The sequence below is a fragment of the Micromonospora costi genome (assembly GCF_003626655.1).
GTDB lineage: Bacteria > Actinomycetota > Actinomycetes > Mycobacteriales > Micromonosporaceae > Micromonospora > Micromonospora costi.
Genome location: NZ_RBAN01000001.1, coordinates 544,770 through 571,104, shown reverse-complemented (window position 1 = coordinate 571,104; position 26,335 = coordinate 544,770). Strand labels below are relative to the sequence as shown.

Sequence of the window (26,335 nt, the reverse complement as noted above, 5' to 3'; positions counted from 1 at the left end):
CAATCCACGGGCCAAAACTGCAAGATCGCGGGGAGGGAGGCCGCGTCAGCCGACGGGGTCGATGAGGGTGGTGATGTGGACCGCCGCGGCGAGCGCGTCGCGGTTCCCGGTGCGGGTGTACACCTCGGCGGCCGTGTCGGTGAACTTGATGACATGCTCGTCGCCGTGGCGCATCGCGCGGTCGACGACGTCGGCGGCCGCGTCCGGCCCCTCGGGGACGTCGGTGACGCGGGACGTCATGGGCCCCGCCGGTGGAGCGTAGGCGGCGGTGATGGCCGCCGCGGTCGTCCACATCGCGGTCAGGCTCGGCACCCACAGGTCGCGGGGGAGCGCGGGCAGGGTGTGCAGCACCGCGTTCGGCGCGGTCGCGGTGTGCACCAGCAGGACGGGGCTGGCGTGACCGTGGGCGAGGTACCGGACGGTGGCGGCGGTGACGAGGTCGGCCAGTCGGGCGCTGACCTGCTCGGGCCCGGTCGCGGGCCGCAGCGCCGCCACCCCGGCCGGCCACCCGGGCAGGTCGCCGAGCTGCCCGAGCCGCTCGGCGACGCGGCCGTTCTGCACCGGGATGCGGCCCAGCGCGTCCAGCGCCGTGCCTGGGTCGAGGTGCCCGGCGGGGTGTGCGGACGCCGGGACGGACTGGTAGCGGGCGGCCCAGAAGGCCAGTCCGTGGGCCAGTTCGTGCAGTGTCTCCGGGTTCTCCGCGCCGGCGAGCAAGGCGCGCACCGCGTGCCCGACGCGGATGACGCCGTGGGTGGTGCCGGCCAGGACGCCCGGCAGCAGGCGTGGCCACCACGTGGCCAGCACGTCCCGCCACGGGGCCGCGGCGAGCTGCCGCGTGAAGTACGCGGTCCAGTCGGCGACGCGGCGGCCGTCGCCGAGCGCCTCCGGCCAGTCGCGTTCGCCGATCGCGCTCGTCGAGCCGGGCAGGTCGTCGAGGCGGCTCCGGTACCGGTCCACCCAGCGGTCCACCTGCGCCGCGTAGCCGCGCCGGATCATCACCTCCACCGCCATCGGGCCGTGGTTGGTGAGCTGGTCCTCGCCCCACTCGGGCCCGCTGCGGTGCAGCCTCGCGTACGCCTCACTGAGCACTCCGGCCGGCATCGGGTACCTCCATCTCGTGATCGGGTCGCGGTCCAGCATGTCCGCGTGGACCCTCCCGGCACATCCGTGCTCACCACGGAACTTCCACCGTGGAGGGTGACTGGGTGAGGATGGCGCACGTGACAGGCAGCCACGGCACGCCGAGGATCTCCCGGCGGGAGGCCGACGTGCTCGCCGCCCTGGGCGAGCGGCTGACCAACGCCGAGATCGCGGCGAAGCTGTTCATCTCCGTACGCACCGTGGAGAGCCACGTCTCCTCGCTGCTGCGCAAATTCGCCGTCGCGGACCGGCTGGCGTTGGCCGGCGTCGCCCGCGCCCGTACGTCGGCGACCGCCGCTCTGCCCGGCCTGCCGGTCCCGAGGACCAGCTTCATCGGCCGCGCCCACGAACGCGACGCGCTCCTCACCGCGCTCGACACCGCCCGCCTGGTCACGTTGGTGGGCCCCGGCGGCGTCGGCAAGACGCGACTGGCGATCGAGGTGAGCGGCGCCATCCACATCCACGGCGGCTTCGTCGACCTCGTACCGGTCCGCCCCGGGTACGTCGTGCAGGCCGTCGCGACGCGGCTGGGGCTCCGCGAAGGACCGGAACGGCCGCTCCTCGACGCCGTCGTCGAGCACCTGGGCCACCGGCCGGCGCTGCTCGTCCTGGACAACTGTGAGCACCTCGTCGACACGGTGGCCGGGTTCGTCGACCGGGTGCTGGCCGCGTGCCCCGGGACGACCGTGCTGGCCACGAGCCGGCAGCGGCTCGGCCTGCCCGGCGAGCGGAGCGTGACGGTCGGGCCGCTCGCGCTGGCATCCGACGCCGAGCGGCTGTTCCGGGAACGGGCGGCGGCCGTCGACCCGGAGCTCGTCGCCGAACCCGCCGCCGTGGCGGACATCTGCGCCCGGCTCGACGGCATCCCGCTGGCCATCGAGCTCGCGGCCGCGCGTACGGCGTCCCTCGGCGTCGACACCCTGCGCGCCGCCCTGACCGACAGCCTGCGGGTGCTCGACGGCGGCCGGGGCCACGACCAGCGGCACCACTCCCTGCGCGCGGTCCTGGACTGGAGCCACGACCTGCTGCACCCGGCCGAGCGGGACATGTTCCGGCGCTTGTCGGTGTTCCGCGGCGGATTCGACCTGGCCGCGGCGACCGCTGTCGCCGTACCCGCCGACGCCCCGCCCGCGGGCGCCGCCGCGTCCGTCGCCGACGTGCTCGGCCGACTCGCCGACCGGAGCCTCATGGTCCGCTACGGCGGCGCGACCAGCCGGTGGCGGATGCTGGAGACGATCCGCGCGTACGCGGCCGCGAAGCTGGCCGCGAGCGGCGACGAGGCCGCCGTGCGTCGCGGCTACCTGCGGTGGGCCGCGCGGACCGCGACCGCCCTCGCCGACCGCGTCGCGCTGAGCGGCGACGCGTGGACCGACGAGTTCGACGGTGTCGCCGACGACCTGCGGTCCGCGCTGGCCACCGCGCCGGCCGGGCCGGACGAGGTGGCGCACCGCCTCGCCCGTGCGCTCGGCGAACTCACGTACGCCCGCCGGTTCCTCCGCGAATCCGTGACCCACTTCCGCCGGGCCGCCGACCACGCGCCGGCGGCGACCGCGGCGGCCGACCTGCTCGTCGCGTCCGACGCGGTCTACACCGTCGACCGCGCGAGCGTCGCGTTCGACCTGCTGCTGCAGGCGGCCGAGCGCGCACGGGAGGCCGGTGACCGCCGTGGCGAGGCGGTCACGCTCGCCCGCGCCGTGGTCACGGTCCACCGGTTTTCCGCCGGCTTCACCCGCCCGGTGCCGCCTGACCGCGTCCGTCAGTTGCTCGGCGACGCGCGGGCGGCCGCCGGCGGCGGCGGTGACGCACGGGCGGCTGCCGACGGCGGTGACGCGCTCGTGGCCGCCCACCTGGCCGCCGCCGAGGCGTGGAGCGCCGGGGTCACGCCGACCGGAGCCGCCCTGGCCGAACGTGCCGTCGCGATGGCCGACGCCGTCGGGGACGAGGTGCTCGTCAGCGGCGCGCTCGACCTGGCGGGCACGCTGGCGGCACGGGCCGGCCGGCTCCGGGAGGCGCACCGCATCGCACGTCAGCGGCTCGACCTGCTGCCGCTGATGCCCCGGCACCGGCCCGAATGCGCAGCGGAGGTGCTCGACATCTGCCACGTCGCGTGGCTGTGCGCGTTCGCCGCCGGGGACCTTCCGGCGGCGCTGGACACCGCCGAGACGATCGCCGCCGACGAGGTGCTCGGCGCGCACCCCTACCGGGCCGCCAGCAAGCTCGTGCCCACCCTCGTGATGGTCGGCCGCTTCGACGAGGCGCTCGACCACGCCCGCGGCATGTGGCACGCCTGGGAGGCCGCGGGTTGCCCGACCGCGGCGTGGATGGCCCCGGCCGCCTCCGCGGCCGCCCTCGCCCACGGCCTGCGCCACGACCCCGAGGGCCACCGGCAGTGGCGGGCCCGCGCCGTGCGCGCCACGGGCGTGACCAACCCGGCCCTGGCGCGTGGCAACGACTCCTTCGCCTCCTTCGTCGACGTGCGCGTCGCCGCGCACGCCGGTCGGTTCACCGACGCCGCCGCGCTGGTCGAGCGGGCCTCCGCCGACTTTCCACCGGGCCGGCACGAGACGTACGCGCGCGCCGCGGCCGCCGAACTCGCCGTGCTCGCGGGCCTTCCCGACGCGGACGACCGGCTCGCCGACGCCGCCGCGGCGGGCGACGAGAACGAATGGGCGGCCGCCTGCCTGGCCCGGGCGCGGGGCCGGCGGCACGGCGACCGCGACTCGCTCGTCGCGGCGGCGCGGGGCTTCGCGCGTGTGGGCGCCCGTTTCGAACGCGCCGTCACCCTGCTGCTCCTGCCCGACCAGGCCGCGCAGGGCCGCGTCGAGCTCGAGGACCTGAGCGTCCCCGGCCCCGTCGGATAATGGCCCGATGGTCACCGAGTTCCCGGAACCCACCGCCCCGGCCACCGGACGCGGCGAGGTGTTCCTGCGCTACCTCGACTACTTCCGGGAGACCGTGGTGGCGAAGGTGTCCGCGCTGGCCGAGGGCGAGGTGCGCCGGAGCATCCTGCCGTCCGGATGGACCCCGCTGGAACTGGTGAAACACCTGCGCCACGTCGAACTCCGCTGGATCGAGTGGGGGTTCGAGGGGCGCGACGTCGGCGATCCGTGGGCCGACCGGCGCGGCGACCGGTGGTACGTCGCGCCGGAGGAGACCCGCGAGGACCTGCTGGCGGCGCTCCGGGCGCAGGGCGCGCACACCCGGGCCGTGGTGGAGGGCACCGACCTCGCCGCCGTGGGAGCGCCGGGCGAGCGGTGGGAAGGCGCCGAGCCGGCGTCGCTGGAGCGGGTGCTGTTCCACCTGCTCCAGGAGTACGCCCGCCATCTCGGGCACCTGGACATCGTCGCCGAGCTGGCGGGCGGGCCGGTCGGGGAGTGACCGCTCACCACGCGAGGGCGGCCCGCAGGATGGCGTCGCGCACCCGGGTCGCGTCCGGGCCCAGCGCGGAGGTCGCCCGCGTGGCGATGAAGCCCGTGTTGATGGGTGGGTCCTCGGGGTCGAGCAGGGTGACGAGGACGCCGCTGCGCAGTTCGTCGGCGCAGAGGTAGCGCGGGAGGACGGTCACGCCCGCGCCTCCCACGGCAGCGGCCAGCACGCCGCGGAGATCGGGCACCACCAGGGCGGGTGGAACGGTCAGGCGCTGGCGGAAGACGTGCCGCCAGTAGCGGCGGAGGATCGGCAGGTCCTCCGCGTACGCGATCAGCGGTACGCCGTCGAGGGCGGCCGGATCCTCCGCGCCCAACGGACCCACGCGGTCACGCCAGGCCGGTGCCGCCACCAGGACGAACTCCTCGTCCATGAGCGGTGTGGCCAGGACGGACCGCCCGCGCGGCCGGACCGCGGACAGGACGAGATCGAAACGTCCCGCGCGGAGCCCGTCGAGCAGGTCGTCGGCGAGCCCGTGGGTGACGCGCAACCGTACGCCGCCGGCGACCAGCGGTGCGAGGGCCGGCAGGACCCGGACGGCCAGCATCTCCGCGGGCCCGCCGAGGTGCACCGGCTCGCTGGGCGTCGCCGCGTCACGGTCCGCCACCACGGCGAGTTCGTCCATCGGCCCCGCGATCCGGGCCGCCAGGTCGGTGGCGACGGCGGTGGGGGTCACGCCGCGCGGCAGGCGCTCGAACAGTTGGCGGTCCAACTGCTGTTCGAGTGCGCGGATCTGGCCGGTCACCGTCGGCTGGGCCAGCCCCAGACGGCGGGCCGCCTCGCTGAGGGACCCCGCCCGGTAGACGGCCAGGAAGGTGCGCAACTGGGTGAGGTCCAGCGGCCTGGCGGGGACCGGGCCATCGGAATTCCTGGCGAGCATGCCAGCAATCCTATTGGTTATCCGAGTGCACACCGACCTACCGTCGAGCCCGTAAACCGGCGCGTACGCCCTCGCGCCGGCCCTCATTCCCTGGCCGTGAACGGCCGGGACGGACCGATGGAGCACCCGACGTGGCAAAGATCCTGTTCGTGATGACCGGTGCCGACCACTGGACGCTGGCCGACGGGGAGCGGCATCCCACTGGCTTCTGGGCGGAGGAGTTCGCGGCCCCGTACCGCGCGCTCACCCGGGCCGGGCACGAGGTGACGGTGGCGACCCCCGGCGGTGTGGTCCCGACCGTCGACCGGGTCAGCCTGGCCCCGGAGGTCAACGGCGGCCCGGACGGCGCCGACGCGGTGGCCGCGCTGCTCGACGACGCCGCGGAGCTGCGGCGGCCGGTCGCCCTGGCCGACGTCGACCCCGCCGACTACGCGGCGGTCTTCTACCCCGGCGGGCACGGCCCGATGGAGGACCTGTCCGCCGACGCCGAGTCGGCCCGTGTGATCACCACGACCCTGGAGTCCGGCAAGCCTCTCGCGCTGGTGTGCCACGGCGTGGCGGCGCTGCTGGCGACCGAGCGCCCCGACGGCGTCTCGCCGCTGCGCGGCTACCGGGTCACCGGGTTCACCCGTGCCGAGGAGAGCCGCACCGGGCTGGCCGACCGGGCCCGCTGGCTGCTCCAGGACCGGCTCGTCGCGCTCGGCGCGCACTTCAGCGAGGCCCCGCCGTGGTCGTCGTACGTCGTGGCCGACCGCAACCTGCTGACCGGCCAGAACCCCGGTTCGTCCGCCGAGCTGGCCGCCACCCTGCTGGAGCGGCTCGGCGCGGCCTGATCGCGGCCGACCGTCAGCACCCACCCACGAGGACACCGACATGGCACTGATCCTGATCACCGGAGCCTCCGACGGACTGGGCCGGGCCCTGGCCGAGGACCTCGCGGCCACCGGCCGGCACCGGCTCCTGCTCCACGGGCGCGACGCCGACCGGCTCGCGGAGGTCGCGGACGCGACCGGCGGCACCACCCTGTCCGCCGACCTCTCCTCACTCGCCGAGGTCACGCGCCTCGCCGCGCGCGTCGCGCACGCCCACGACCGGCTGGACGTCCTCGTCAACAACGCCGGCGTCGGCTTCCGCGCGGACGGGGCCGCGCGGCAGCTCTCCCGTGACGGGTACGAACTGCGGCTCGCCGTCAACTACCTGGCTCCGGTGCTGCTGACCCGGGAGCTGCTTCCCCTGCTGCGCCGGTCGCCGGCCGCGCGCGTGGTCAACGTCGCCTCGATCGGTCAGCAGCCGATCGACTTCGACGACCCGCAGTTCACCCGCGACTTCCGGGAACCGGCCGCCTACAGCCGAGCCAAGCTCGCGCTGATCTGCCACACCATCGACCTGGCCGATGAACTCGCCGGCAGCGGCATCACCGTGAACAGCGTCCACCCGGCGTCGTACATGCCGACGGCCATGTCCCGGCGGGCCGGCGTGGCGGTCGTCGACTCCCTGGAGAAGGGGGCGTCCGCCGTCCGGCGGCTGGTCGACGGTGCCGACGTCGCGGGGGTGACCGGGCGCTACTTCGACAGCGACCGCGAGGCGCGGGCCGCTGAGGAGGCCTACGACGCCGGCTACCGCTGGCGACTGCGCGACCTGACGCGCGACCTGCTAGCCGGTTTCTGACGCGGCGGGTGCCCGCGGGCCGGCCCGCGGGCACCCGCATCGTTTGCTGATACGGCAAGAATTCTTGTCGTCAGGATTCCCTGCGGTGACAGTTGGCCGCCGCGGCCGACCGGCGACGTCCCGGACGTCGCGCAGATCATCGCCGGGCTCCGGGCGTCCCCGACGGACGGGCGCGGACCGGTCGCCCGGTCGCGCCCGAGCGGGTCGTCAGACGCCACCCTGCACCGAGAGGCAACCATCATGGACCTGTTCACGCCCACGTCGCTGGGCGCCCTGCACCTGGACAACCGCCTCGTCCTGGCACCCATGACCCGGCGCCGCGCCGATGCGGCCGGGATGCCCACCGACCTCCAGGCCACCTACTACGCGCAGCGCGCCGGCTTCGGGCTGGTCGTCACCGAAGGCGTGTACCCCAGCCACGAGTCGCGCGCGTATCCCCACCAGCCAGGCATCGTCACGCCCCGGCACGTCGACGGGTGGCGACGCGTCGCCGACGCGGTCCACGCCGAGGGCGGCACGATCGTGATGCAGCTCATGCACGCCGGACGGGTTTCGCACACCAGCATCACCGGGACCCGGCGCGTGGTCGCACCGAGCGCGGTCGCGGTCACCGGCGACGTCCACGCCGCACACGGCAAGCTGCCCTATCCCATCCCGCACGCCCTCCTGGAGTCCGAGCTGCCCACCGTGCGCGCCGAATTCGTGGCCGCCGCCCAGCGGGCCGTGGACGCCGGGCTCGACGGCATCGAGCTGCACGGCGCCAACGGATACCTGCTGCACCAGTTCCTCGCGCCCAGCGCGAATCGCCGCCCGGACGGGTACGGCGGGAGCCCGCAGGCCCGGGCGCGTTTCGTCGTCGAGGTCGCGTCGGCCGTGGCCGGGCAGATCGGCGGATCCCGTGTCGGCCTCCGACTCTCGCCGGCCGTCAACATCCAGGACGCCCTGGAGACCGACCCCGCGGACGTACGCGCGACCTACCGGGCGCTCGCCGACGGCCTCGCGCCTCTGGGCCTCGCCTACCTCAGCGTCGTCCATCCCCAGCCGGAGGACGCGCTCGTGCAGGAGCTGCGCGCCCGCACGGGTGTGCCGCTCGTCGTGAACACGGGCTTCTCCGTGGCGAGCACCCGCGACCGGGCGACGGCGATCGTCGCCCGCGGCGTCGCCGACGCGGTCGCGGTCGGACGCCCGGCGATCGCGAACCCGGATCTGGTCGCGCGCTGGCGCGACGACCTGCCGGAAGCCGAGCCGGACCCGGTGACCTTCTACACCGGGGGACCGGTCGGCTACACCGACTACCCGGCCTACCGCCGGACGGCACCGGCCTGACGCCCGGCCGGCGGCGAGCCGGCCACCGGATCGGTCAGCTCCCGCAGCGCCTCGGCGGTGGCCCGGTCGGCGGGGAAGAACGCCTCGATGGCGAGGCCGGCCACCGTGACGTCGAGGGGAGTGCCGAACACCGTGGTGGTGCTCAGGAAGGCCAGGTCCCGGTCGCCGTACCGGTAGCGCAGCGGGACGACCACCGCGCCCGCCCCCGCCGGCCCCTCCTCCCCGCCGGGATAGCCGCGCAGCTCGTCGTACAGGTCGTGGAGCGCCGCGTCGTTGCTGGCCGCCACCTGCTCGCGGAGCCGGTGCAGCAGGTGCCCCCGCCACTGGGCAAGGTTGCGGATGCGGGGCGCCATGCCCTCGGGGTGCAGGCTGAGCCGCAGCACGTTGACCGGTCCGGAGAGCAGGTGGGCCGCGGCCCCGGCGGTGAGCAGCCCGACGGCGGCGTTGGCCTCGACCAGCTGCCAGTGCCGGTCGACGAGCAGCGCGGGGAAGGGGCCGTGCCCGTGCAGGATCTGCCGGGCCGCGTCGCGTACCGGCGCCAGCTCGGGACCGTCCAGATCGTGCCGGGTGTACGCGGGCGCGTAACCGCCGGCGAGCAGCAGCGTGTTGCGGTCGGCGAGCGGCACGTCCAGGTGCTCCGCGAGCCGGAGGATCAGCTCGGTGCTCGGCCGGGACCGGCCGGTCTCCACGAAGCTCAGGTGCCGCGTCGAGATCCCGGTGTCGGCCGACACGTCGAGCTGGCTGAGACGCCGGCGTCGGCGCCAGTCGCGCAGGAGTTCGCCGACCGGCGTCCCGGATCCCGCCACGGTGGTCACGACACCAGACCCTAACGGCCGCCCTCGTACGGCAGCCATTACCTGCGAGGTAATCGACCCGGAGCTGCCCGAGCCGCGACGATCGGATCCGCAGAGGGTGCCACCACCGGCGCCGGAACCCGAGACGGGGAGGAACCATGACGACTTTCGACGAGCTGGCCGGGCGGTACATCGCGATCTGGAACGAGACCGACCCGCGGCAGCGCCGCGCCGCCATCGACGAGCTGTGGACCGCCGACGCCCGGTACGTCGACCCGCTCGGCGTGGCCGAGGGCCGGGAGGAGATCGACCGGTTGGTCGCCGCGGTGCAGGACCAGTTCCCGGGCATGCTCTTCCGCCTGGTCGGGCCCGTCGACGGGCACCACGACCAGCTCCGCTTCACCTGGGAGCTGGGGCAGGCCGGGGCCGAGGCGCCCGTCGTCGGTTTCGACGTGGCGGTGACCGACGGCGACGGGCGGCTGCGCCAGGTCCTCGGCTTCCTGGACCGGGTGCCGGCGGGCGGCCCGGACGCGGACCGGTAGGAGGAGGGCGATGAGCGCGTACGCCCTGGCCCACCTGCGTCGGGCGCCCGTCCACGACGAGGTGCTGGAGTACCTCGAGCGCATCGACGCGACCCTGGCGCCGTTCGGCGGCCGGTTCCTCGTGCACGGCGGGACCGTGGAGGTGCTGGAAGGCGACTGGCCCGGCGACGTCGTGATCCTGGAGTTTCCCGACCTGGCGACCGCCCGCGCCTGGTACGGGTCGCCGGCCTATCAGGAGATCAAGCCCCTGCGTACGAGGCATCTGGCCGGCGACGTCATCCTCGTCGACGGTGTGGAGCCGGCCCACGACTCGTCCCGGATGGCGGCTCGCCTCCGCCGGAACACCGCCCGCTGACCGCCACGGCGGGCGGGGTGCGGCACCCCCACCCCGTCCGCCGCCGGCGGCCGTGGTCAGCTGATGCGCAGGCTCGCGATCCGGTCGTCGCGCAGCTGGAACGTCATGGGGCCGGTGCCGTTGAAGCCGTTGCCGCTGACGGTGAGGGTGACCACGTAGCTGTCGGGGTCGGTGCCGGGCTCGATGCCGACGAGGTCGAAGTGCGACTGCACGCCGATGTTGTCGGTGCGGTCCCAGGAGCGCACACCGTCGTGACCGTGGAACTCGCGGCCCCAGTCGTTGAGGTAGGCGTCGTCGGTGAAGGCGGCGACGAAGGCGTCCGAGTCGCCGCGGTTCGTGGCGTCGATGAAGGAGCGGATCGGGCCGGGGACGTCGGTCGTGGTCATCAATCGTTCTTTCGCTGGTCGTACGCGGTCGGCGGGCAGCCTCCCCGCAGCTCGCGCCGAGCCTAGAACATCGACGGGTGCTCGACGGGCGGAACCTGCACGCGGGCCGCGGGGCCGTGATGATCGACACCAGATCCCCGATGTGGCGGTGTCCGGTGCCTCGGTATACCGCCACATCGGCGAAATCGAGTCGATCATCGAGCCCCTTGGCCGCCCGTAAGGCGCCGGCCTGCTCAGCGCGCGGCCTGGAACGCGCGACCGACCGCCGTGGGCTGGCTGCCCGTACGGAAGAGGCCGGTCTGGTCCTTGTCGGTGGCGGGCAGGCCGAACCAGGCGTACCGGTGCAGCCAGGACAGGCCGCCGAGCATCCGCGTCGCCGCCGTGAGGAACGCGGCCTGCTGGGCCTGACTGGGGAACCGGACGCCGTTCGAGAAGTCGATCAGGGCGAACTCGGTGAGCCAGATCGGCAGGTGGTAGCGGTCGTGGACGGCCTGGAGGTAGGACCTGAGCTGGTTGACGGCGTTGGTGGTCGAGAAGTCGCCGCCGTACCAGTGCAGGGCGATGAAGTCGACCCGATGGCCGCGCGCCTTCGCGCCGGACATGAAGCGGTCGAGCCACTCGCCCGGCCGGTCACCGCCCCAGGCCACCGCCGGGCTGCCCAGCGGAAGGCCGGTCGCCTCCAGCCGCGGCCACAGGTCCAGCGCCTGCTCCACCGTCATGTTCGCCTGGCCGCCCATGTCCGGCTCGTTGAACCCCAGCAGGTAGCGGCCGTTCGCGCGGGCCTGGCGGAGGTTGTCGGCGGTGACGCTCTTCGCGCCCCAGATCATGGGGACGAACTCGGCGCCCTTCGGGCTGGTGACCCCCGGGTGGCCGACGTTCCAGGTGTAGTACCAGCTCGCCGTGGAGGAGGCGAGCGCCTCGCTCACGCCGTCGAAGGTCCAGACGCCGACGCCCTTCCTCTTCGACGTCGAGGCGGGCGCCGGAGCGACGGGGCGGGCCGTGGTCGGCTTCGGGGTCGGCCTGGTCGTCGCCGTCGCGGCCGGTGGCGTCGCCGACGGGGAGGTGATGGCGGGGGTCGGGCCGGGCGGCGTCGTCCCCGGCGGCGCCTCCACCACGGGCGCCGCCGCGGGCGCGGGGGACGCGCCGGTCTGCCGTGTCACGACGAACCCGCCGACCACCAGCACGGCGACCGCGGCGGCCGCCGCGACCGGCCCGAGGACCCCCTTCGCAATGAGCCGGCGCGGCCCGCCGGGGCGTACGGCGTGCGCGTCACCGGGTGCCCCGTCCCGGGCCGGTGGAACGCCGGCCGCCAGGCGCTCGCCGACGCCGGGCGGGACCGGCAGCAGCGGAAGCCCGGCGAGCAGGCGGTCGAGGGGGAGCAGGCCACCGCCGTGGTGGCGGCAGACGACGCACTCGCGTACGTGCCGGGCCAGGCGCTTGCGCCACAGCGGGCCCGGCCGGCCGTCCCACGCCCGGGTGAGGTCCCGCAGGCCCGGGCAGTCGGACCGCAGCGCACGGACCACGGCCCGGGACACCTGCACCTGCTCCTTCATCCGCTGGATCCGGACGGCGGCGTGAGCCTCGGTCAGGCCGAGCGCCGCGGCCAGTTCCGCGCGGTCCAGTTCCCCGGTGGCCTCCAGCCACCAGAGAGCGAGCAGGGTGCGGTCGTCCTCGTCGAGCCAGCGGGTCGCCTCGGCCACCTCGCGGCGCTGGTCGGTCAACCCGAGCCGGAGGATGGTGAGCCCCGCGAAGTCGCCGGCGGGGTCCGCCACCCCGTACGCGACGTCCAGGTCGGCGGTGCGGTCCCGTGCCGTACGACGGTGGTGCTCCCGATCGCGTACCTGGCGGACGGTGATGGCGATCAGCCACGACCGGTACGCGGCCGGGTCCCGCAGATCGCTCAGGTGCCGGACGACGCGGAGCAGCGTCTCCTGGACCACGTCGTCGACGTCGGCGTGCCCCTGGAGCGCCCGCCCGGCGACGTTGTAGACGAGGGGGAGGGACGCCGCCACCAGCGCGTCGAGCGCCCGCGGATCGCCGTCGCGTGCGGCGGTCACCAGCTCGGTGTCGGCTCCACCCCGACCGGTTGCGCGCATCGTGCTCACTCCTTCTCGTGCCCGTACCGCCGCCCCGTGGCGGCGTCGGTGGGACCACCCCTTCCGGAGACCGGCCGGCGCGCCCGGCATAACACTTTCCGCGCTCAGCCCCGGCGGCCCACCACCGCGCCGTTGGCGCCCGGCGCGTCGAACCGTACGGTCCGGACGTCGACGAAGCCGGCGTCGGCGAGCCAGGTGGCGTACTCCGCGCCGGAGTAGTTCCGGCCTCCCTCGGTCTCGACCAGCATGTTCATGCCCATCAGCGCGGCCTCCGGCGGGCCGGTGCGGTCGTCGTCGAGCAGCAGCTCGCAGACGACGATCGCACCGCCGGGTGGCAGCGCGGCATGGCACCGGGCCAGCAGCGCCCGGTTGGTCGGCTCGTCCCAGTCGTGCAGGATCATGCTCAGCAGGACGACGTCGTGTCCGCCGGGCAGCTCCGGGTCGGCGAGGAAGTCGCCGGCGACGCTGCCGATCCGCTCGCCCAGGCCCGCCTCCGCGATCCGCTCGTCGGCCCGTTCGCACACGTGCGGCAGGTCGAGGACGGTCGCCGTGAGGTCGGGCAGGCGCCGGCACAGCTCGATCGGGAAGGCCCCGGCCCCGCCGCCGACGTCGAGCAGCCGCCGGTGGGCGCCGAAGTCGTACGCCTCGGCGAGGGCCCGGGCGGTGAAGCGGGACGTGGAGTACATCGCGTCCCAGAACTGGGCGAGCATGGCCGGGTCGGTGGTGTCGAACATGGACTTCTGGACCTGCGGATCCCAGGTGAGCGGCCGGTCCGTGCGCAGCGCCTCGCCGATGCGGTGCCACGGCAGGTACGTGCGCAGGTCGGAGTAGCGGACCTGCGCGCCGAAGTAGTAGGGGCGGCCCTCGACGAGGAACTGCTCCGCCAGCTCGGAGTTGCGGTAGCCGTCACCGGCCTTCTCGAGCAGGCCGAGGGAGGCGGACGCGGCCAGCAGCATGTCCGTGGGGCGCTCGGCGAGCCCGAACTCGGCGGCCACCTCGTCGGCCGTGGCGGTTCCCGTACGCGACAGCCAGGTGAAGAGGCCCAGCTCGACGCCGACGGCGAGGGTCTTGAACCCCCAGACGCCGGCCACCAGGCGCATGAGGGGAGTGGGAGTGATCATGGCATATGAAAGCATGGATGCCCGGAGCGTCCGATCGCGGCCGCCCCTCCATCATGGACGGTGGTGCGCATCGATATGCCTGGTTCGTTCTCGCGGGCCGTGGGCGGGTGCCGGCGCCGGTACCCTTCCCCACGTCGGCCGGTGCCCGTGCCGGCTGGACGCCGGGAGCGGGGGAGAAACATCGTGACAGGGAGACGTGCGCGCGTCCGGGGCGGCGCTCTGCTGGTGGGCGGGTTGACCGCCGTCCTGCTCGCCGGAGGCACCGCGTCGGCGGTCTCCGGCGGCGAGGAGGTCCCCGACGGAGGCTTCCCATTCACCGCCAAGGTGAGCTTCGGCGACGTGCGCAGCTGCACCGGGGCGCTCGTCGCCAGCCGCTGGGTCGTCACCGCGAAGACCTGCTTCACCGACGGCACGACGCCGGTCACCGAGGGCGCGCCGGGCCGGCCCGCGAGCGTGCTGGTGGGGCGGACGAACCTCGCCGGCACCGCGGGGCACCGCCTCGCCGTCACCACCGTCGTGCCGCACCCCACCCGCAACGTCGCCCTCGCGGAGCTCTCCGCTCCGGTCACGGACGCGGCCCCGGTGGCATGGTCCGCCACGCCGCCCGCGGTGGAGGAGACCCTGCGGGTGACCGGCTACGGCCGTACGGCGACCGAGTGGGTGCCCGACCGGCTGCACACCGCCACGTTCACCGTCGGCGCCGTGGGGGCGACGACGATCGATGTCACGGGCACCTCCGCCGGGGCCACGATCTGCAAGGGCGACGCGGGCGGTCCGGCGTTCCGCGAGGCGGGCGCCGGCGTCGAGCTGGTGGCTATCAACGACACCAGCTGGCAGCACGGCTGCCTCGGCGAGACCGAGACCCGCACGGGTGCCACCCAGACCCGCCTCGACGACCTGGGCGACTGGTTCCGGCAGAACGTCCAGGTCCAGCCGTACGCCCTCACCAACACCGTCGCCGGTGAGTTCACCGGAGACAACCGGGACGACCTGGTCGCCGTGGAGGCGGCCACCGGCCGGCTGTGGCTCTACCCCGGCACGTCCACGGCCCGGGTCTGGGCCGACCGAGTGCGGATCGGGCCGGAGACCGACTGGACGGCCTACCGCGACCTGGTCGCCGGCCAGTTCGACGGGGACGCGCACGACGACCTGCTCGCCGTCGAGACCGCCACCAACAAGCTGTGGATGTTCCCCGGCCGGGCCGACGGCAGCGGGTTCGGCGACCGCGTGGAGGCCGGCACGGGCTGGCAGGACATGACCGACCTGGTGGCCGGCCGGTTCGATCGGGACGCCTACGAGGACCTGGCCGGCATCCAGATGTCGACCGGCAAGCTGATCATGTACATGGGCACGTCCGCCGGCGGCACGCTCTGGGGCGGGCAGAAGGAGATCGGCTTCAGCGGGTGGACGACCAAGCGGGAGCTGGTCGCCGGGCGCTTCAACCGGGACGCGTACGACGACCTGCTGGCGCTCGACAAGGCCAGCGGTGACATCTACCTGTACCCGGGCACCGCGGCGGGCGGGTCGAGCTGGGGCCCGCTGAGCACCGTCGCCACCGGCGGCCGGGGGTTGACCGCGATCGCGGCCGGCCGGCTTGACCCGGACGGCTACGACGACGTGATCGCCGTCGAGAACGACCAGGTGTGGCTGTACCCCGGCACCAGCGCGGGGGGCGCCCTGGGCTCCCGCGTTCCGCCCGTCGGCCGGGTGCCCGCGCTCCAGCCGCAGGGGCTGCGGGAGGCCGTCACCGGCGAGTTCACCCGTGACCAGTACGCCGACCTGATCGGCGTCGAGAAGGGCACCGGGCGGTTGTGGCTCTACCCGGGCACCGCCACCGGCGCCTGGGGCCGGCGCATCGCCGTCGGCAGCGGCTGGGGCGGCTACCGCGACCTCACGGTGGGCCGCTTCAACCGCGACGCCTACGACGACCTGCTCACCATCGAGCTGAGCACCGGCAACCTCTGGCTCTACCCGGGCACGGCGGCCGGCACCACCTGGGGCGGTCGCGGCGACAAACCGGTCGGCACCGGCTGGCTGGGGCTCGAACGGCTGACCGCGGGCCGGTTCAACGGCGACGAGTACGACGACGTGGCGGCCGTGGAGAAGTCCACCGGGAAGCTGCGCCTGTACCCGGGCACGGCGGCCGGGGGCAGCAGTTGGGGGCCCAGCACCATCATCGACGCGGGCAACTGGAACGCGCTCGGCGCCGTGGCCCGCGGCCGGTTCAACGCGGACGCGTACGACGACCTGATGGCCGTGGAGACGTCGACCGGCAAGCTCTGGCTCTACCCGGGTGTCGCCGGCGGCGGTTCGTTCGGCAGCCGTACCGAGATCGCCGCCGGTGGGTGGGCCGGCCGGGACGAGCTCGTGGCGCTCCGGTTCGACGGGGACGCCCACGACGACCTCGTGGCCGGCGAGGCGGCCGGTGGGCGGGTCTGGGTCCACGGCGGCCCCATCGGCAGCGCGGCGTGGGGCGACCCCGTGGAGTTCGGGCCGCTCTCCTGACCGGGGACACCCGCCGGCGCGGCGGGCGGGCCGTGCCGGCGCGGCCGACGGACCCCGCCGGCGCGACGCGCGGACCGCGCCGGCACGGCGCGCGCCGCGGACCGCGCCGGCGGGTGTCTCGACAGCGTCTGCCATCCTCGGGCCGGTGACGACCGACAACCCCCGACGACGCCACGCCCGCCGCCCCCGCCGGCGCACCCGGGTCGTCCTCGCGATCGGCGCGGCCGCGGCCGTCCTGGCCGTGGCCGCGCTCGCCGTGCCGCTGCTGCTGCCGCCGGGCCCCCGTCCGCTGTTCCACCTCCCCGTCGCCTGCGGGGAGACGTGGCAGCTCGGCACCTATCCGGGCCACGACGACTACGACGTCGACCTGTTCCCCACCGAGGGCGAGGCGTGGGGCAGGCCGGTGCTCGCGTCCGCCGCCGGCACCGTGACCGAGGCCGGCATCAACGGGTCCCTCGGCGGCCGCACCCCGGACGACCCGCAGGGACCGCGCGGCCGCGGAGGCGGCTACTGGGTGAAGATCGACCACGGCGGTCGCTGGGAGACGCAGTACCTGCACATGCTCGAACCACCGCTGGTGGAGGTGGGCCAGAAGGTGGCCCAGGGCCAGCAGATCGGCAAGCTGGGCAGCACCGGCAACTCCGGGGCGCCGCACCTGCACTACGAGCAGCGGCGCGGCTGGGAGAAGGTGGAGACCTGGTTCGACGGCGAGCCGTCCGGCATCACCCACGACGACCGGGAGTACACCGTGCGGCGGACGAGCAACAACTGCGGCGGGCAGCCGTGACGGCGTCGGGTCAGGCGCCGGGCCCGCGCTCCGGGTCGGGTGTCGCCACCTGGTCCTGACGCGGGCGGCGGCTCGTGACCGTCAGTTTCTCGAGGTGCCGCATGGCCGCCTGGGATGTCGGGTCGGACGCGGGAATCAGCACGTTGAGCGTCTGGTCCCGGTCATCGGTCGCGTGCATCGACTCGACGTGCAGCCGGACCGGGCCGACGACCGGATGCTCGATCACCTTGGAGTCCAGGAACATCTTCTTCGCGACGTGCCGGTCGGACCACAGTTGCCGGAAGGTCTCGCTCCGGGCGCTGAGGTCCTCGACCAGCTCCGCCGTCCGCGGATCGTTCGGGTGGCGGCCGTAGTCCATCCGCAGCATGCCGACGAGCCCCGCGGCGGCGGCCTCCCAGTCACGGTGGATGAGTCGCGCCTTCTCGGAGAGCAGCATGAAACGGACGCCGTTCCGTTCGGCCGCCGGCATCGCGTTGAAGTCGTGGATGAGGAGCCGGGCCGCCGGGTTCGCCGCGAGGATGTTGGTGCGCCGCCCGACGAGGATCGCCGGCACTCCGCCGAGGGACTCCATGAGGCGGAGCATGCCGACCCGTACGCGCTGGGTCGCCTCGCGAGGCTGCTTCGGGCGGGTGTCGCGCCGCGCCAGGTCGAACATGTGCTCGCGAGCCGCGTCGTCGAGTCGGAGCACGTCGGCGAGCGCGTGCAGGACCGTCTCCGACGGGGTGATCCGGCGGCCCTGTTCGAGCTTGACGTAGTAGTCGACGCTCACGCCGACCCGTCGCGCCACCTCTTCGCGGCGCAGCCCGGCCACCCGTCGGGACGGTGCCGACCGCAGGTCGCCGTTCGTGGGCGCGACCGACGCGCGCCGCGTCCGGAGGAAATCGCCCAGCGTGAGGTCGTCCACGTTTTATCCACCCTTGTCTGGAATCGCCGTTCCATTTTACTGGGTGGCCCTCCCGGTCCTAGGTACGGTGGGCCGATCTTGACCCTGCCGGCGACGACTGCGAGCCTGCTTATCTTGACTCGGCCCCACGAGGGCCACGGGCGGCCCGACACCGGCAAATGGTGTCTTCGTGCCGCTCCGTGACACACGGGACGGGAAGATGCGATCGTTCGACGAGGTGGCGCGATCGGGGAGCGCGGGACGCGGAGCCCCGACGTGGTCGTTGGTCGGGCGTGACGAGGAGTTCCTGCTGACCCGCCGGTTTCTCCGCCAGGCCGCGGTCAACGGCGGAGCGTTGCTGATCTCCGGTGAAGCCGGGGTGGGCAAGACGGCGCTGCTCGACGCCGTCGGGGACGCGGCCGCCGAGACGGGGACGCGGGTGCTGCGGGCCGCCGGGGTCGAGTTCGAGGCCGACGTCAGCTACTCCGGGCTGAACCAGTTGCTGTTCCCGCTGTACGACGCCTTCGCGGAACTCGCGCCCGTGCACCGGGACGCGCTGCGGGTGGCGCTCGGGTTCGGCCCCGGCCAGCCGCCGGACCGGCTGCTGGTGTCCAACGCGGTGCTGTTGCTCCTGCGGTCCCTGGCCACGGCGCGGCCGTTGCTGCTCGTCGTCGACGACCTGCCCTGGCTGGACCGGGCCAGCTCGGCGGTGCTCGGGTTCGTCGCGCGCCGACTGGTGGGCACCAGTGTCGGCTTCCTGGCCGCGTCGCGGTCGCAGACCGCCGGCTTCTTCGAGCTCGGCGGGATCCCCGAACTGGAACTGCAACCGTTGCCACCCGCCGCCGCCGACGAGCTGATCAACCAACGGTTTCCCGGCCTCGCTCCGGCCGTCCGGCGGCGGCTGCTGTCCGAGGCGCGAGGGAATCCGCTCGCCCTGCTGGAACTGCCCACCGCCCTGAGCGGGCCCCAGCGGCTCGCCGCGGCGTCCCTGCCCGCGGTCCTCCCGCTGACCCGGCGTCTCCAGACGCTCTTCGCGTCTCGGGTGGCCCAACTGCCCGAGCCCTGCCGCCGGCTCCTGCTCCTGGGCGCGCTCGACGGCACCGGCGAACTCGGCGTGCTGCTCGCGGCGGCGGGCGAGCACGACCTCGACGATCTCGAACCGGCCGAGCGGGACCAGCTGGTACGCGTCCACGGCAACACCCGCCGGTTCACCTTCCGGCACCCGTTGATCGAGTCGGCCGTCGTGGAGGTGGCCACGAGCGGCGAGCTGCGCTGGGCGCACAGCGCCCTCGCCCGGACGCTGGTCGGGCAACCCGAGCGCAGCGCGTGGCACCTGGGTGAGGCCACGGTCGGCCCCGACGAGAGGGTGGCCGCCCTGCTGGAGCAGGCGGCGCACCGGATCCTGCGGCGCGGTGACGCGGTGGGCGCCATCGCGTCCCTCACCCGGTCCGCCGACCTGACCCCCGATCCGGTCGACCGTGGCCGGCGGTTGGCGCAGGCCGCGTACATCGGCGCGGACGCGGGCGGTGAGCTGACCAACGCGTCACAACTGCTGGCCGACGCCCGCCGGGCGAGCCCGGGCGGCTCCCTGTACGCGACCACCGCCGCCGTGTACCTGCTGCTGAACAGCGACGGCGACGTCCGGACCGCGCACCGGCTGCTGGTCGGCGCCATCGAGTCGGGCGACCACGGCTACCGCGCGGACGACCACGCCCTCCTGGACGCGATGCACACGCTCCTGCTGCTGTGCTTCTTCTCCGGTGAGCCCGCGCTGTGGGAGCCGTTCTTCGCCGCGCTCGACCGGCTGACGCCGAAGGCGCCCGAGCTGCTCACGGTGGCGGCCGCGACCTTCGGCGACCCGGTGCGCACGGCACAGGCGGCGGCCGGCCGTTTCGACGCGATCGTCGCCGGGATGAGCGACGAGGTCGACCCGACGGAGATCGTGCGGATCGGGATCGCGGCGATCTACCTGGACCGGCTCTCCGACTGCCGGGACGCGGACTGGCGGGTGGTCCGCCTCGGCCGCGACGGTGCCGCGCCGGCCCGTCGTCATCTCGGTGTGCTGCTGCACCTCTGCTTCGACGACTACCACGGCGGGCGGTGGGACGAAGCCGCGGAACTCGCCGAGGAGGGCGTCCGGCTGTGCGACGAGCACGGCTTCCGGTTCTTCACGTGGTACTTCCAGTACATCCAGGCGCTGCTCGCGGCGGCGCGGGGAGATGGGGAGGGCAGCGACACCCTGACCGAGGTCATCCTGCGCTTCGCGGTGCCGCGCGGGGCGCGGGCCGCGGAGTTCTACGCCTACCACGTACGGGGACTGAACGACCTGGCACGAGGTGACCACGAGAGCGCGTACCAGCACGCGAGCCTGCTCAGCCCCGCCGGCACGTTCGCGCCGTACGCGCCGCACGCCATGTGGGCGTGTCTGGATCTCGTGGAGGCGGCCGTCCGCACCGGCCGCCACACCGAGGCCGCCGCCCACGCCGCCGCGATCAGGGACGCCGACCTCGCCACCGTGTCGTCGCGGCTCGCCCTGCTCGCGGCCGCCGCCTCGGCCGTCGCGGCACCGGACGACGCGGCCGAGGAACTGTTCGAGGCGGCGTTGGCGCTGCCCGACGTCGAGCGGTGGCCGTTCGATCTGGCGCGGGTGCGCCTCGCGTACGGGGAGCGGCTGCGCCGGGCCAGGGCGACGGCGAAGTCCCGGGCCCAGCTCCGGGCGGCGCTGGCGACCTTCGAGCTGCTGGACGCCCGGCCGTGGGTCGAACGTGCGAGCAACGAGTTGCGCGCCACCGGCCTCGCGAAGCCGAGGAGCGTGACGCGTTCCACCGTCCTCACCCCGCAGGAACGGGAGATCGCGGAGCTGGCCGGTTCCGGACTGACGAACAAGCAGATCGGCGAGAAGCTGTTCCTGTCGCACCGGACCGTCGGCACCCACCTCTACCAGATCTTCCCCAAACTGGGCATCACGTCCCGAGCCGCACTCCGCGACGCCCTGGCGGCGCTCGGCGACGACGAGGCGTCGGAGCCGGACGAGGCGCCGACACCGTAGGGTCACGCCGGCGGCTCGACACCCTCCGCCCGCTGCTTCAGCCGCAGCAGCGTGTCCTGGTGGGCGTAGTAGATCTCCTCCGCCGGTGAGTTGCGCATCAGTACCGTCGTCAGTTCCCGCTCCACCTTCTTGGCGATCACCTGGGTGCCCGGGGCTACCGGGACGAGGAGCCAGGCCTGGTAGATGCTCAGGTCGGCGGAGGATCCGATCCAGCCGAACCGGCTGTCCGGCTCGTACTCGGTGACCACCGCCTCCAGGCGCACCCCGTACACCTCGATCTGGAACGCCGCGCCGAGCCGGATCCCGCTCGGGACGCGCGCCCGCCGCACTCCGGGAACCCAGTCCGGCCAGTGCGGCACGTCGATCAGGTGGGAGTACACCCGCTCGGGCGTCGCCTCGATGACGGCCTCGCCGTGCATGGAGGACTCCGCGCACGGCTGCGTGACGTCCCGGGTCCGGTAGGTGTCCCTGCGCGCCCAGGACACGCCGTGGCCCGCCCGGGGGTGAAGCATGTCGGTCTCCGTTCGACGATCCGTGGAACCGCGGGTCGGTCGCGGCTCGACACCAACCCTGCCCGGGCCGGGTCGCCGAGTGACCGGTCAGATGACGTGCCGGACGACTGTCCCCTGACCGCGACGTCCTCGTCGTCGGCCCCCGCCCGTCGCCGGTGTCCCGCCCCGAGCCCGTCGGTCATCTCGTGCGGGCGGTGCGTGACGTAGGTCGTGTCCGGCCGGTACGTCATCGGATCGGATTCCGTCCGGGCGAGAGCGGCGACGGCCGGCCAGTCATCCGACAGATGCGGTCCGCGCACCCTCGGGCCGAGTCTGGTACGGCCGCAGAACACACGGGCCGCGAGCCCGGAGCGAAGGGACCACGATGGCGTACATCACCGTCGGAGAAGAGAACAGCACCGCGATCGAGCTGTACTACGAGGACCACGGGACCGGCCAGCCGGTCGTGCTGATCCACGGTTTCCCGCTCGACGGGCACTCCTGGGAGAAGCAGTCGGCCGCCCTGCTGAAGGCCGGCTACCGGGTCATCACGTACGACCGCCGCGGCTTCGGCCAGTCCAGCCAGACCACACTCGGGTACGACTACGACACGTTCGCGGCCGACCTGAACGTCCTCATGGAGAAGCTCGACCTGACCGACGCCGTTCTGGTCGGGTTCTCGATGGGCACCGGCGAGGTCGCCCGGTACGTGAGCCGCTACGGCACGGCGCGGCTCGCGAAGGTCGCCTTCCTCGCCTCGCTGGAGCCGTACCTGCTCAAGACGGACGACAACCCGATCGGCGCCGCGCCGCGGGAGTTCTTCGAGGGCATCGTGGAGCAGGTGCGCAACGACCGGTACGCCTACTACACGGCGTTCTACACCGACTTCTACAACCTCGACGAGAACCTGGGCACCAGGATCAGCGAGGAGGCCGTCCGGAACAGCTGGGCCGTGGCCGCCGGCGGTGGCTGGTACGCGGCCGCGGCCGCGCCGATGACCTGGTTCACCGACTTCCGCGCCGACATCCCCACGATCGACGTCCCGACCCTGATCCTGCACGGCACCGGCGACCGGATCCTGCCGATCGACGCCACCGGGCGTCCGTTCCACCGGGCGCTGCCCAGCGCCGAGTACGTCGAGATCGAAGGCGCGCCGCACGGCCTGCTCTGGACCCACGCCGATGAGGTCAACGAGGCGCTGCTCGCCTTCCTCGCCAAGTGACGGCATGACCACGGCGTCCCGGTCGGGCAAACCATCCCATCCGGCTGCCCGGCCGGGGCGCCCGCCGAGGAGGCGGCCCGGCCAGGTTCGCCGGGCGGACGCGCCGTCGCCCCCCACCGGCCTGATGACGGCCGACCAACCGATTGGAATGGAGCACCGATGCACGCTGCTGTCGCGACCGCCGTCGACACGCCGCTGTCGCTCGTCGAACGTGACGCGCCCACGCCGGGCCCGGGCGAGGTCCTCGTCCGGATGACCGCCTGCGGGGTGTGTTTCACCGACCTCAACCTGATCCGCGGGCACTTCCCGTTCGCCCGCTTCCCCGTGGTGCCCGGCCACGAGGTCACCGGCGTGGTGGCCGCCGTCGGCGCGGGTGTCACCTTCCCGTCGGTCGGCACGGCCGTCGGTGCGCAGTTCCTGTACGACTCGTGCGGGCACTGCGACTACTGCGTCCGGGGGGACCAGATCCTCTGCCCGGCCAAGCGCATCACCGGCATCGTGGCCGACGGCGGCTACGCCGAGTACGCGGTGTTCAAGGCCGGCTTCGTCACCCCGCTGCCGGACGGGCTGGACCCGGTCGCGGCCGCGCCGCTGATGTGCGCCGGCATCACCGCGTTCAACGGACTGCGCCAGGGCGGCATCCGTCCCGGGGCGCGGGTCGCGGTCATCGGCGCCGGCGGCATCGGCGCGCTGGCCATCCGCTACGCGGCGGCAATGGGCGCCCGCGTGGCCGTGCTCGGCCGCTCCCGGAGCGGAGAGGAGCACGCCCTGTCCCTGGGCGCGGAACGGTACGTCGCCACCGCCGAGCAGGACCCGGCCGCCGCGCTGAAGGGGTGGGACGGTGGGGCGAACCTCATCCTCAACGCCGCACCCAGCACCGCCGCCGCAAGCGCCGCGTTCGGCGGGCTCGCCCCCGACGGCACGCTGGTGCTCTGCGGCTACGACAACACCCCGCTGAACCTGCCCACCCAGGCGATGGTCCTCAACCGCCTGCACGTCGTGGCCAACCCGTCGGGGTCGCCGCACGACCTGCGCGACACCCTCGCGTTCTCCGCGGCCCACGGGATCCTGCCCGAGGTCACCCCGATCTCCCTGGAGCAGGCCCCGAAGGCCCTGGACGCCATGGCGGCCGGGACCGCCGCCGGCCGCAGCGTCATCGTCTTCTGACCCGAGGAGTCTCATCATGTCCGTCATCCTGATCACCGGCGCGTCCAGCGGGTTCGGCGCGCTGACCGCCCGGGCGCTGGCCCGCGCCGGCCACACCGTCTACGCCAGCATGCGCGCCACCACCGGGCGCAACGCTTCGGCCGTGGCCGACGCCGCCGCGTACGCCCGGGAGAACGCTGTCGACCTGCGCACGATCGAGCTGGACGTGCAGTCGCAGGAGTCCGCCGACGCCGCAGTCGCGGCGATCGTCGCCGAGCACGGCGCGCTGGACGTCCTCGTCCACAACGCCGGGCACATGGTCACCGGTCCGACCGAGGCGTTCACCCCGGAGGAGATCGCCCACGTCTACGACATCAACGTGCTGGGCACGCAGCGGGTGAACCGGGCAGCACTGCCCGGCATGCGCGAGCGGCGCCACGGCCTCGTGGTGTGGATCGGGTCGAGCAGCACACGGGGTGGCACCCCGCCGTACCTCGGGCCGTACTTCGCGGCGAAGGCCGGCATGGACGCCCTCGCGGTCAGCTACGCCGGGGAGCTGGCGCGGTTCGACATCGAGACCAGCATCGTCGTGCCGGGCTCCTTCACCCACGGCACCAACCACTTCGCGCACAGCGGACGCCCGGCCGACGAGACGACCGTGAAGGCCTACGAGGAGCGCTACGCCGGCCTCATGGAACAGGTCTCGCAGCGGCTCGCGGAGATCGCGCCGGCCGACGCCGACGTCGCCGAGGTGGCCACCGCGGTCGTGCGGGTCGTCGACACCCCGCACGGCAGGCGGCCGTTCCGCGTCCACGTCGACCCGGTCGACGACGGCTCCGAGGTGGTCAGCATGGTCGCCGACCGGATCCGCAGCGAGTTCCTCACCCGCATCGGGCTCGACGACATCCTGCACCCGCACGCCTGACGGAAGGACCGTGGCGCGCGGAAACACGCTCGCCGACGCGACCGGCGCGGCCGCCCGATGGGCGACCGCGCCGGCCGGGCGCCGACGTCAGTGGCAGGAGCCGGTGCCGCTGTCGTTGTACGTCTGCCCCGCCACCGGCACGAACTGCCAGTCGTAGCTGGTGGCGTGCAGGGTGAACTTGAGCACCCCGTACGCGGAGCTGTTGCGGGCCTCGCTGTTGGGCTGGATGGTGCCGAAGCTGTAGTGGCTGGCGCCGCCCATCCCGGCCACGAAGCTGCGCAGGCCCCGGCTGGCGTCGTAGCCGCCGTTGGGGTTCATGGGCCCGAACCGCTCGTAGACGTGGTTGTGACCCCACACCACGACGTCGGCGTTGTAGTCGTAGAGCGCCTGGTAGAGCGGGCGCGTCGACGTCGACGGCGCGTGGTTGGAACTGGACGTGAACAGCGGGTGGTGCCAGTACGCCAGCGTGCACGGCTTGGTGCTCGCCGCCAGGTCGGCGCGCAGCCACTGCTCCTGCGCCGAGCCCGCCGACATGCTGATGTTCGAGTTCAGCGACACGACGTGCCAGTTGCCGAGGTCGTAGGAGTAGTAACCCCGGCCGCTCGGCCCGGCCTGCGAGCCGAAGTAGCTGTAGTAGCCCGTGGCGCCCGAGGTGTTGTAGTCGTGGTTGCCCGGCGACGGCCGCGTACGCGACGTGTGCCGGCCCCAGGTGGGCGCGTAGTAGGAGTTGAACTCGGACGCGGTGCCGTTGTCGTACACGTTGTCGCCGGTGGTGAAGACCGTCCCCGAGATCCCGTCGAGCAGCGCCGCCGTGGCGCTGTCGCCCGAGCCGGAGTTGGCGATGTCGCCCGCGCCGACGAGCACCGGGTCGCCCGAGGGCGGCGGCGTCGTGGTGCCGGTCGTGACGACCAGCTGCGGGGCGTCGGCGCCGCTCTCCCGGGAGTCGTAGTAGGCGCCGTCGGTGTTGGCGGAGGTCGCACCGAAGCTGAACGTGCCGTTGCCGGTGACCCGCGACGTCACGTCGACCTCGTACCAGCCGTTCGCGCTCACCGAGCCGATCGAGCCGAGCGTGGCACCGTCGATGGCCGGCTGGTTGTTCCAGGTGGTGCCGGTCTCCGACCAGGTGGTGTTGGACATCGCCTTGAACGTGCCACCGTTGCTGCTGCCGCTGTTGCCGCTGATCGTGCGGAGCCGCAGCTTGGCGCTGGTGACCGTACCGCTGACGCCGCTCACGGTGAAGCGCAGGAACATCCGCCGGACCGGCGAGTTGTCGACCACGATCTGCGTCGACGTGCCGTAGTTGGTGGACGCGGCGTCGCTCTGGACGTACGTGTCGGCGACCGGCGTGAACGTGACGGACGCCGCCGAGGCCGAGGTCGCGCCGGACGCGACGACGGCCGCGGTGGCGGCGACCACCGCCGCGACCGTCCCCGTCGCCACCGACGGACGTGTGATTCGGATGCCCATCCAGGAGCCCTTCTCTAGGGGTGTGCACGGAACTCTGGGGGTGTGCACAGAGCGGATGGAATGTAGGGATGTCGATGGGCCGGGCGGCGACGGACGGGTGAACGCCCCCTCCGCCCAGGCAAACAC

The 26,335-nt window shown here is 73.9% G+C and carries 22 protein-coding genes; 13 read left to right on the top strand and 9 right to left on the bottom strand.

The window, feature by feature from the left end; translation table 11 throughout:
• Positions 1 to 45: 45 nt before the first annotated feature.
• A complete protein-coding gene (locus tag D7193_RS02560) occupies positions 46 to 1,101 on the bottom strand; it encodes a questin oxidase family protein (RefSeq protein ID WP_120779197.1) in 1,056 nt (351 codons plus the stop codon).
• A gap of 119 nt (positions 1,102 to 1,220) precedes the next feature.
• On the opposite strand from D7193_RS02560, the gene D7193_RS02555 reads away from it, so the two are divergent.
• Positions 1,221 to 4,001, top strand: coding sequence for an ATP-binding protein (locus tag D7193_RS02555; RefSeq protein ID WP_158674759.1), 2,781 nt, complete (start codon positions 1,221 to 1,223; stop codon positions 3,999 to 4,001).
• A 7-nt stretch (positions 4,002 to 4,008) separates the two neighbouring features.
• Positions 4,009 to 4,518, top strand: coding sequence for a DinB family protein (locus D7193_RS02550; protein ID WP_120777756.1), 510 nt, complete (start codon positions 4,009 to 4,011; stop codon positions 4,516 to 4,518).
• 4 nt (positions 4,519 to 4,522) lie between these two features.
• Here the strand turns inward: D7193_RS02550 and D7193_RS02545 are convergent, their stop codons facing one another.
• Positions 4,523 to 5,446 (bottom strand): LysR family transcriptional regulator, encoded by a 924-nt coding sequence (locus tag D7193_RS02545; RefSeq protein WP_120777755.1) that lies wholly within the window; start codon positions 5,444 to 5,446, stop codon positions 4,523 to 4,525.
• A gap of 131 nt (positions 5,447 to 5,577) precedes the next feature.
• Between D7193_RS02545 and D7193_RS02540 the strand changes: the two genes are divergently transcribed.
• From D7193_RS02540 to D7193_RS02530, 3 genes are all read left to right on the top strand, one after another.
• Positions 5,578 to 6,279, top strand: coding sequence for a type 1 glutamine amidotransferase domain-containing protein (locus D7193_RS02540; protein ID WP_120777754.1), 702 nt, complete (start codon positions 5,578 to 5,580; stop codon positions 6,277 to 6,279).
• 40 nt (positions 6,280 to 6,319) lie between these two features.
• Positions 6,320 to 7,114 carry an SDR family NAD(P)-dependent oxidoreductase gene (locus D7193_RS02535; RefSeq protein WP_120777753.1) on the top strand — a complete coding sequence of 265 codons (795 nt, stop codon included), beginning with the start codon at positions 6,320 to 6,322 and terminating at the stop codon, positions 7,112 to 7,114.
• A gap of 240 nt (positions 7,115 to 7,354) precedes the next feature.
• The gene (locus D7193_RS02530) at positions 7,355 to 8,440 is read left to right on the top strand and encodes an alkene reductase (RefSeq protein WP_120777752.1); all 1,086 of its coding nucleotides are present in this window, start codon (positions 7,355 to 7,357) and stop codon (positions 8,438 to 8,440) included.
• Here the strand turns inward: D7193_RS02530 and D7193_RS02525 are convergent.
• Positions 8,416 to 9,255 (bottom strand): MmyB family transcriptional regulator, encoded by an 840-nt coding sequence (locus D7193_RS02525; RefSeq protein ID WP_377456410.1) that lies wholly within the window; start codon positions 9,253 to 9,255, stop codon positions 8,416 to 8,418. The genes D7193_RS02530 and D7193_RS02525 overlap by 25 nt on opposite strands.
• 137 nt (positions 9,256 to 9,392) lie before the next feature.
• On the opposite strand from D7193_RS02525, the gene D7193_RS02520 reads away from it, so the two are divergent.
• Together D7193_RS02520 and D7193_RS02515 are read left to right on the top strand one after the other, a co-directional pair.
• On the top strand, positions 9,393 to 9,776 hold the full coding sequence (locus D7193_RS02520) for a nuclear transport factor 2 family protein (protein WP_120777750.1): 384 nt from the start codon (positions 9,393 to 9,395) through the stop codon (positions 9,774 to 9,776).
• A 10-nt stretch (positions 9,777 to 9,786) separates the two neighbouring features.
• Entirely contained in the window at positions 9,787 to 10,131 is a 345-nt protein-coding gene (locus D7193_RS02515) for a DUF1330 domain-containing protein (RefSeq protein WP_120777749.1), read from the top strand.
• A gap of 56 nt (positions 10,132 to 10,187) precedes the next feature.
• Here the strand turns inward: D7193_RS02515 and D7193_RS02510 are convergent, their stop codons facing one another.
• From D7193_RS02510 to D7193_RS02500, 3 genes are all read right to left on the bottom strand, one after another.
• Entirely contained in the window at positions 10,188 to 10,517 is a 330-nt protein-coding gene (locus D7193_RS02510; RefSeq protein WP_120777748.1) for a nuclear transport factor 2 family protein, read from the bottom strand.
• Positions 10,518 to 10,750: 233 nt separating this feature from the next.
• On the bottom strand, positions 10,751 to 12,613 hold the full coding sequence (locus D7193_RS02505; RefSeq protein ID WP_120779196.1) for a sigma-70 family RNA polymerase sigma factor: 1,863 nt from the start codon (positions 12,611 to 12,613) through the stop codon (positions 10,751 to 10,753).
• 104 nt (positions 12,614 to 12,717) lie between these two features.
• On the bottom strand, positions 12,718 to 13,734 hold the full coding sequence (locus D7193_RS02500; protein ID WP_120777747.1) for a methyltransferase: 1,017 nt from the start codon (positions 13,732 to 13,734) through the stop codon (positions 12,718 to 12,720).
• Between the two features lie 183 nt (positions 13,735 to 13,917).
• Between D7193_RS02500 and D7193_RS02495 the strand changes: the two genes are divergently transcribed.
• Both D7193_RS02495 and D7193_RS02490 read left to right on the top strand, forming a co-directional pair.
• Positions 13,918 to 16,239, top strand: a complete 2,322-nt coding sequence (locus D7193_RS02495) for a S1 family peptidase (protein WP_241562792.1) — start codon at positions 13,918 to 13,920, stop codon at positions 16,237 to 16,239.
• Positions 16,240 to 16,384: 145 nt separating this feature from the next.
• Entirely contained in the window at positions 16,385 to 17,026 is a 642-nt protein-coding gene (locus D7193_RS02490; protein WP_120777745.1) for a M23 family metallopeptidase, read from the top strand.
• A gap of 10 nt (positions 17,027 to 17,036) precedes the next feature.
• Here D7193_RS02490 and D7193_RS02485 read toward each other — a convergent pair whose 3' ends face one another.
• A complete protein-coding gene (locus D7193_RS02485) occupies positions 17,037 to 17,930 on the bottom strand; it encodes a helix-turn-helix transcriptional regulator (protein WP_120777744.1) in 894 nt (297 codons plus the stop codon).
• Between the two features lie 199 nt (positions 17,931 to 18,129).
• Here D7193_RS02485 and D7193_RS02480 point away from each other — a divergent pair, with 199 nt between their 5' ends.
• Positions 18,130 to 20,958 carry a helix-turn-helix transcriptional regulator gene (locus tag D7193_RS02480; protein WP_120779195.1) on the top strand — a complete coding sequence of 943 codons (2,829 nt, stop codon included), beginning with the start codon at positions 18,130 to 18,132 and terminating at the stop codon, positions 20,956 to 20,958.
• Positions 20,959 to 20,960: 2 nt separating this feature from the next.
• Here the strand turns inward: D7193_RS02480 and D7193_RS02475 are convergent, their stop codons facing one another.
• Positions 20,961 to 21,470 carry an SRPBCC family protein gene (locus tag D7193_RS02475; protein WP_120777743.1) on the bottom strand — a complete coding sequence of 170 codons (510 nt, stop codon included), beginning with the start codon at positions 21,468 to 21,470 and terminating at the stop codon, positions 20,961 to 20,963.
• Positions 21,471 to 21,834: 364 nt separating this feature from the next.
• Here D7193_RS02475 and D7193_RS02470 point away from each other — a divergent pair, with 364 nt between their 5' ends.
• The 3 genes from D7193_RS02470 to D7193_RS02460 all read left to right on the top strand — a co-directional run bounded on the left by D7193_RS02470 (position 21,835) and on the right by D7193_RS02460 (position 24,742).
• Complete coding sequence (locus tag D7193_RS02470; RefSeq protein WP_120777742.1) at positions 21,835 to 22,671, top strand: alpha/beta fold hydrolase; 837 nt, start codon at positions 21,835 to 21,837, stop codon at positions 22,669 to 22,671.
• 159 nt (positions 22,672 to 22,830) lie between these two features.
• On the top strand, positions 22,831 to 23,838 hold the full coding sequence (locus D7193_RS02465) for an alcohol dehydrogenase catalytic domain-containing protein (protein ID WP_120777741.1): 1,008 nt from the start codon (positions 22,831 to 22,833) through the stop codon (positions 23,836 to 23,838).
• 16 nt (positions 23,839 to 23,854) lie between these two features.
• Entirely contained in the window at positions 23,855 to 24,742 is an 888-nt protein-coding gene (locus D7193_RS02460; protein WP_120777740.1) for an SDR family oxidoreductase, read from the top strand.
• An 87-nt stretch (positions 24,743 to 24,829) separates the two neighbouring features.
• On the opposite strand, the gene D7193_RS02455 is transcribed toward D7193_RS02460, so the two are convergent.
• The gene (locus tag D7193_RS02455) at positions 24,830 to 26,209 is read right to left on the bottom strand and encodes a CBM96 family carbohydrate-binding protein (RefSeq protein WP_120777739.1); all 1,380 of its coding nucleotides are present in this window, start codon (positions 26,207 to 26,209) and stop codon (positions 24,830 to 24,832) included.
• Positions 26,210 to 26,335 lie beyond the last annotated feature (126 nt).

Bases quoted from the DNA above. Each gene is read 5' to 3' on its own strand.
- D7193_RS02560 (WP_120779197.1), bottom strand. From the start codon at position 1,101: ATGCCGGCCGGAGTGCTCAGTGAGGCGTACGCGAGGCTGCACCGCAGC.
- D7193_RS02550 (WP_120777756.1), top strand. From the start codon at position 4,009: ATGGTCACCGAGTTCCCGGAACCCACCGCCCCGGCCACCGGACGCGGC.
- D7193_RS02545 (WP_120777755.1), bottom strand. From the start codon at position 5,446: ATGCTCGCCAGGAATTCCGATGGCCCGGTCCCCGCCAGGCCGCTGGAC.
- D7193_RS02535 (WP_120777753.1), top strand. From the start codon at position 6,320: ATGGCACTGATCCTGATCACCGGAGCCTCCGACGGACTGGGCCGGGCC.
- D7193_RS02530 (WP_120777752.1), top strand. From the start codon at position 7,355: ATGGACCTGTTCACGCCCACGTCGCTGGGCGCCCTGCACCTGGACAAC.
- D7193_RS02520 (WP_120777750.1), top strand. From the start codon at position 9,393: ATGACGACTTTCGACGAGCTGGCCGGGCGGTACATCGCGATCTGGAAC.
- D7193_RS02515 (WP_120777749.1), top strand. From the start codon at position 9,787: ATGAGCGCGTACGCCCTGGCCCACCTGCGTCGGGCGCCCGTCCACGAC.
- D7193_RS02510 (WP_120777748.1), bottom strand. From the start codon at position 10,517: ATGACCACGACCGACGTCCCCGGCCCGATCCGCTCCTTCATCGACGCC.
- D7193_RS02505 (WP_120779196.1), bottom strand. From the start codon at position 12,613: ATGCGCGCAACCGGTCGGGGTGGAGCCGACACCGAGCTGGTGACCGCC.
- D7193_RS02500 (WP_120777747.1), bottom strand. From the start codon at position 13,734: ATGATCACTCCCACTCCCCTCATGCGCCTGGTGGCCGGCGTCTGGGGG.
- D7193_RS02480 (WP_120779195.1), top strand. From the start codon at position 18,130: ATGCGATCGTTCGACGAGGTGGCGCGATCGGGGAGCGCGGGACGCGGA.
- D7193_RS02475 (WP_120777743.1), bottom strand. From the start codon at position 21,470: ATGCTTCACCCCCGGGCGGGCCACGGCGTGTCCTGGGCGCGCAGGGAC.
- D7193_RS02470 (WP_120777742.1), top strand. From the start codon at position 21,835: ATGGCGTACATCACCGTCGGAGAAGAGAACAGCACCGCGATCGAGCTG.
- D7193_RS02465 (WP_120777741.1), top strand. From the start codon at position 22,831: ATGCACGCTGCTGTCGCGACCGCCGTCGACACGCCGCTGTCGCTCGTC.
- D7193_RS02460 (WP_120777740.1), top strand. From the start codon at position 23,855: ATGTCCGTCATCCTGATCACCGGCGCGTCCAGCGGGTTCGGCGCGCTG.
- D7193_RS02455 (WP_120777739.1), bottom strand. From the start codon at position 26,209: ATGGGCATCCGAATCACACGTCCGTCGGTGGCGACGGGGACGGTCGCG.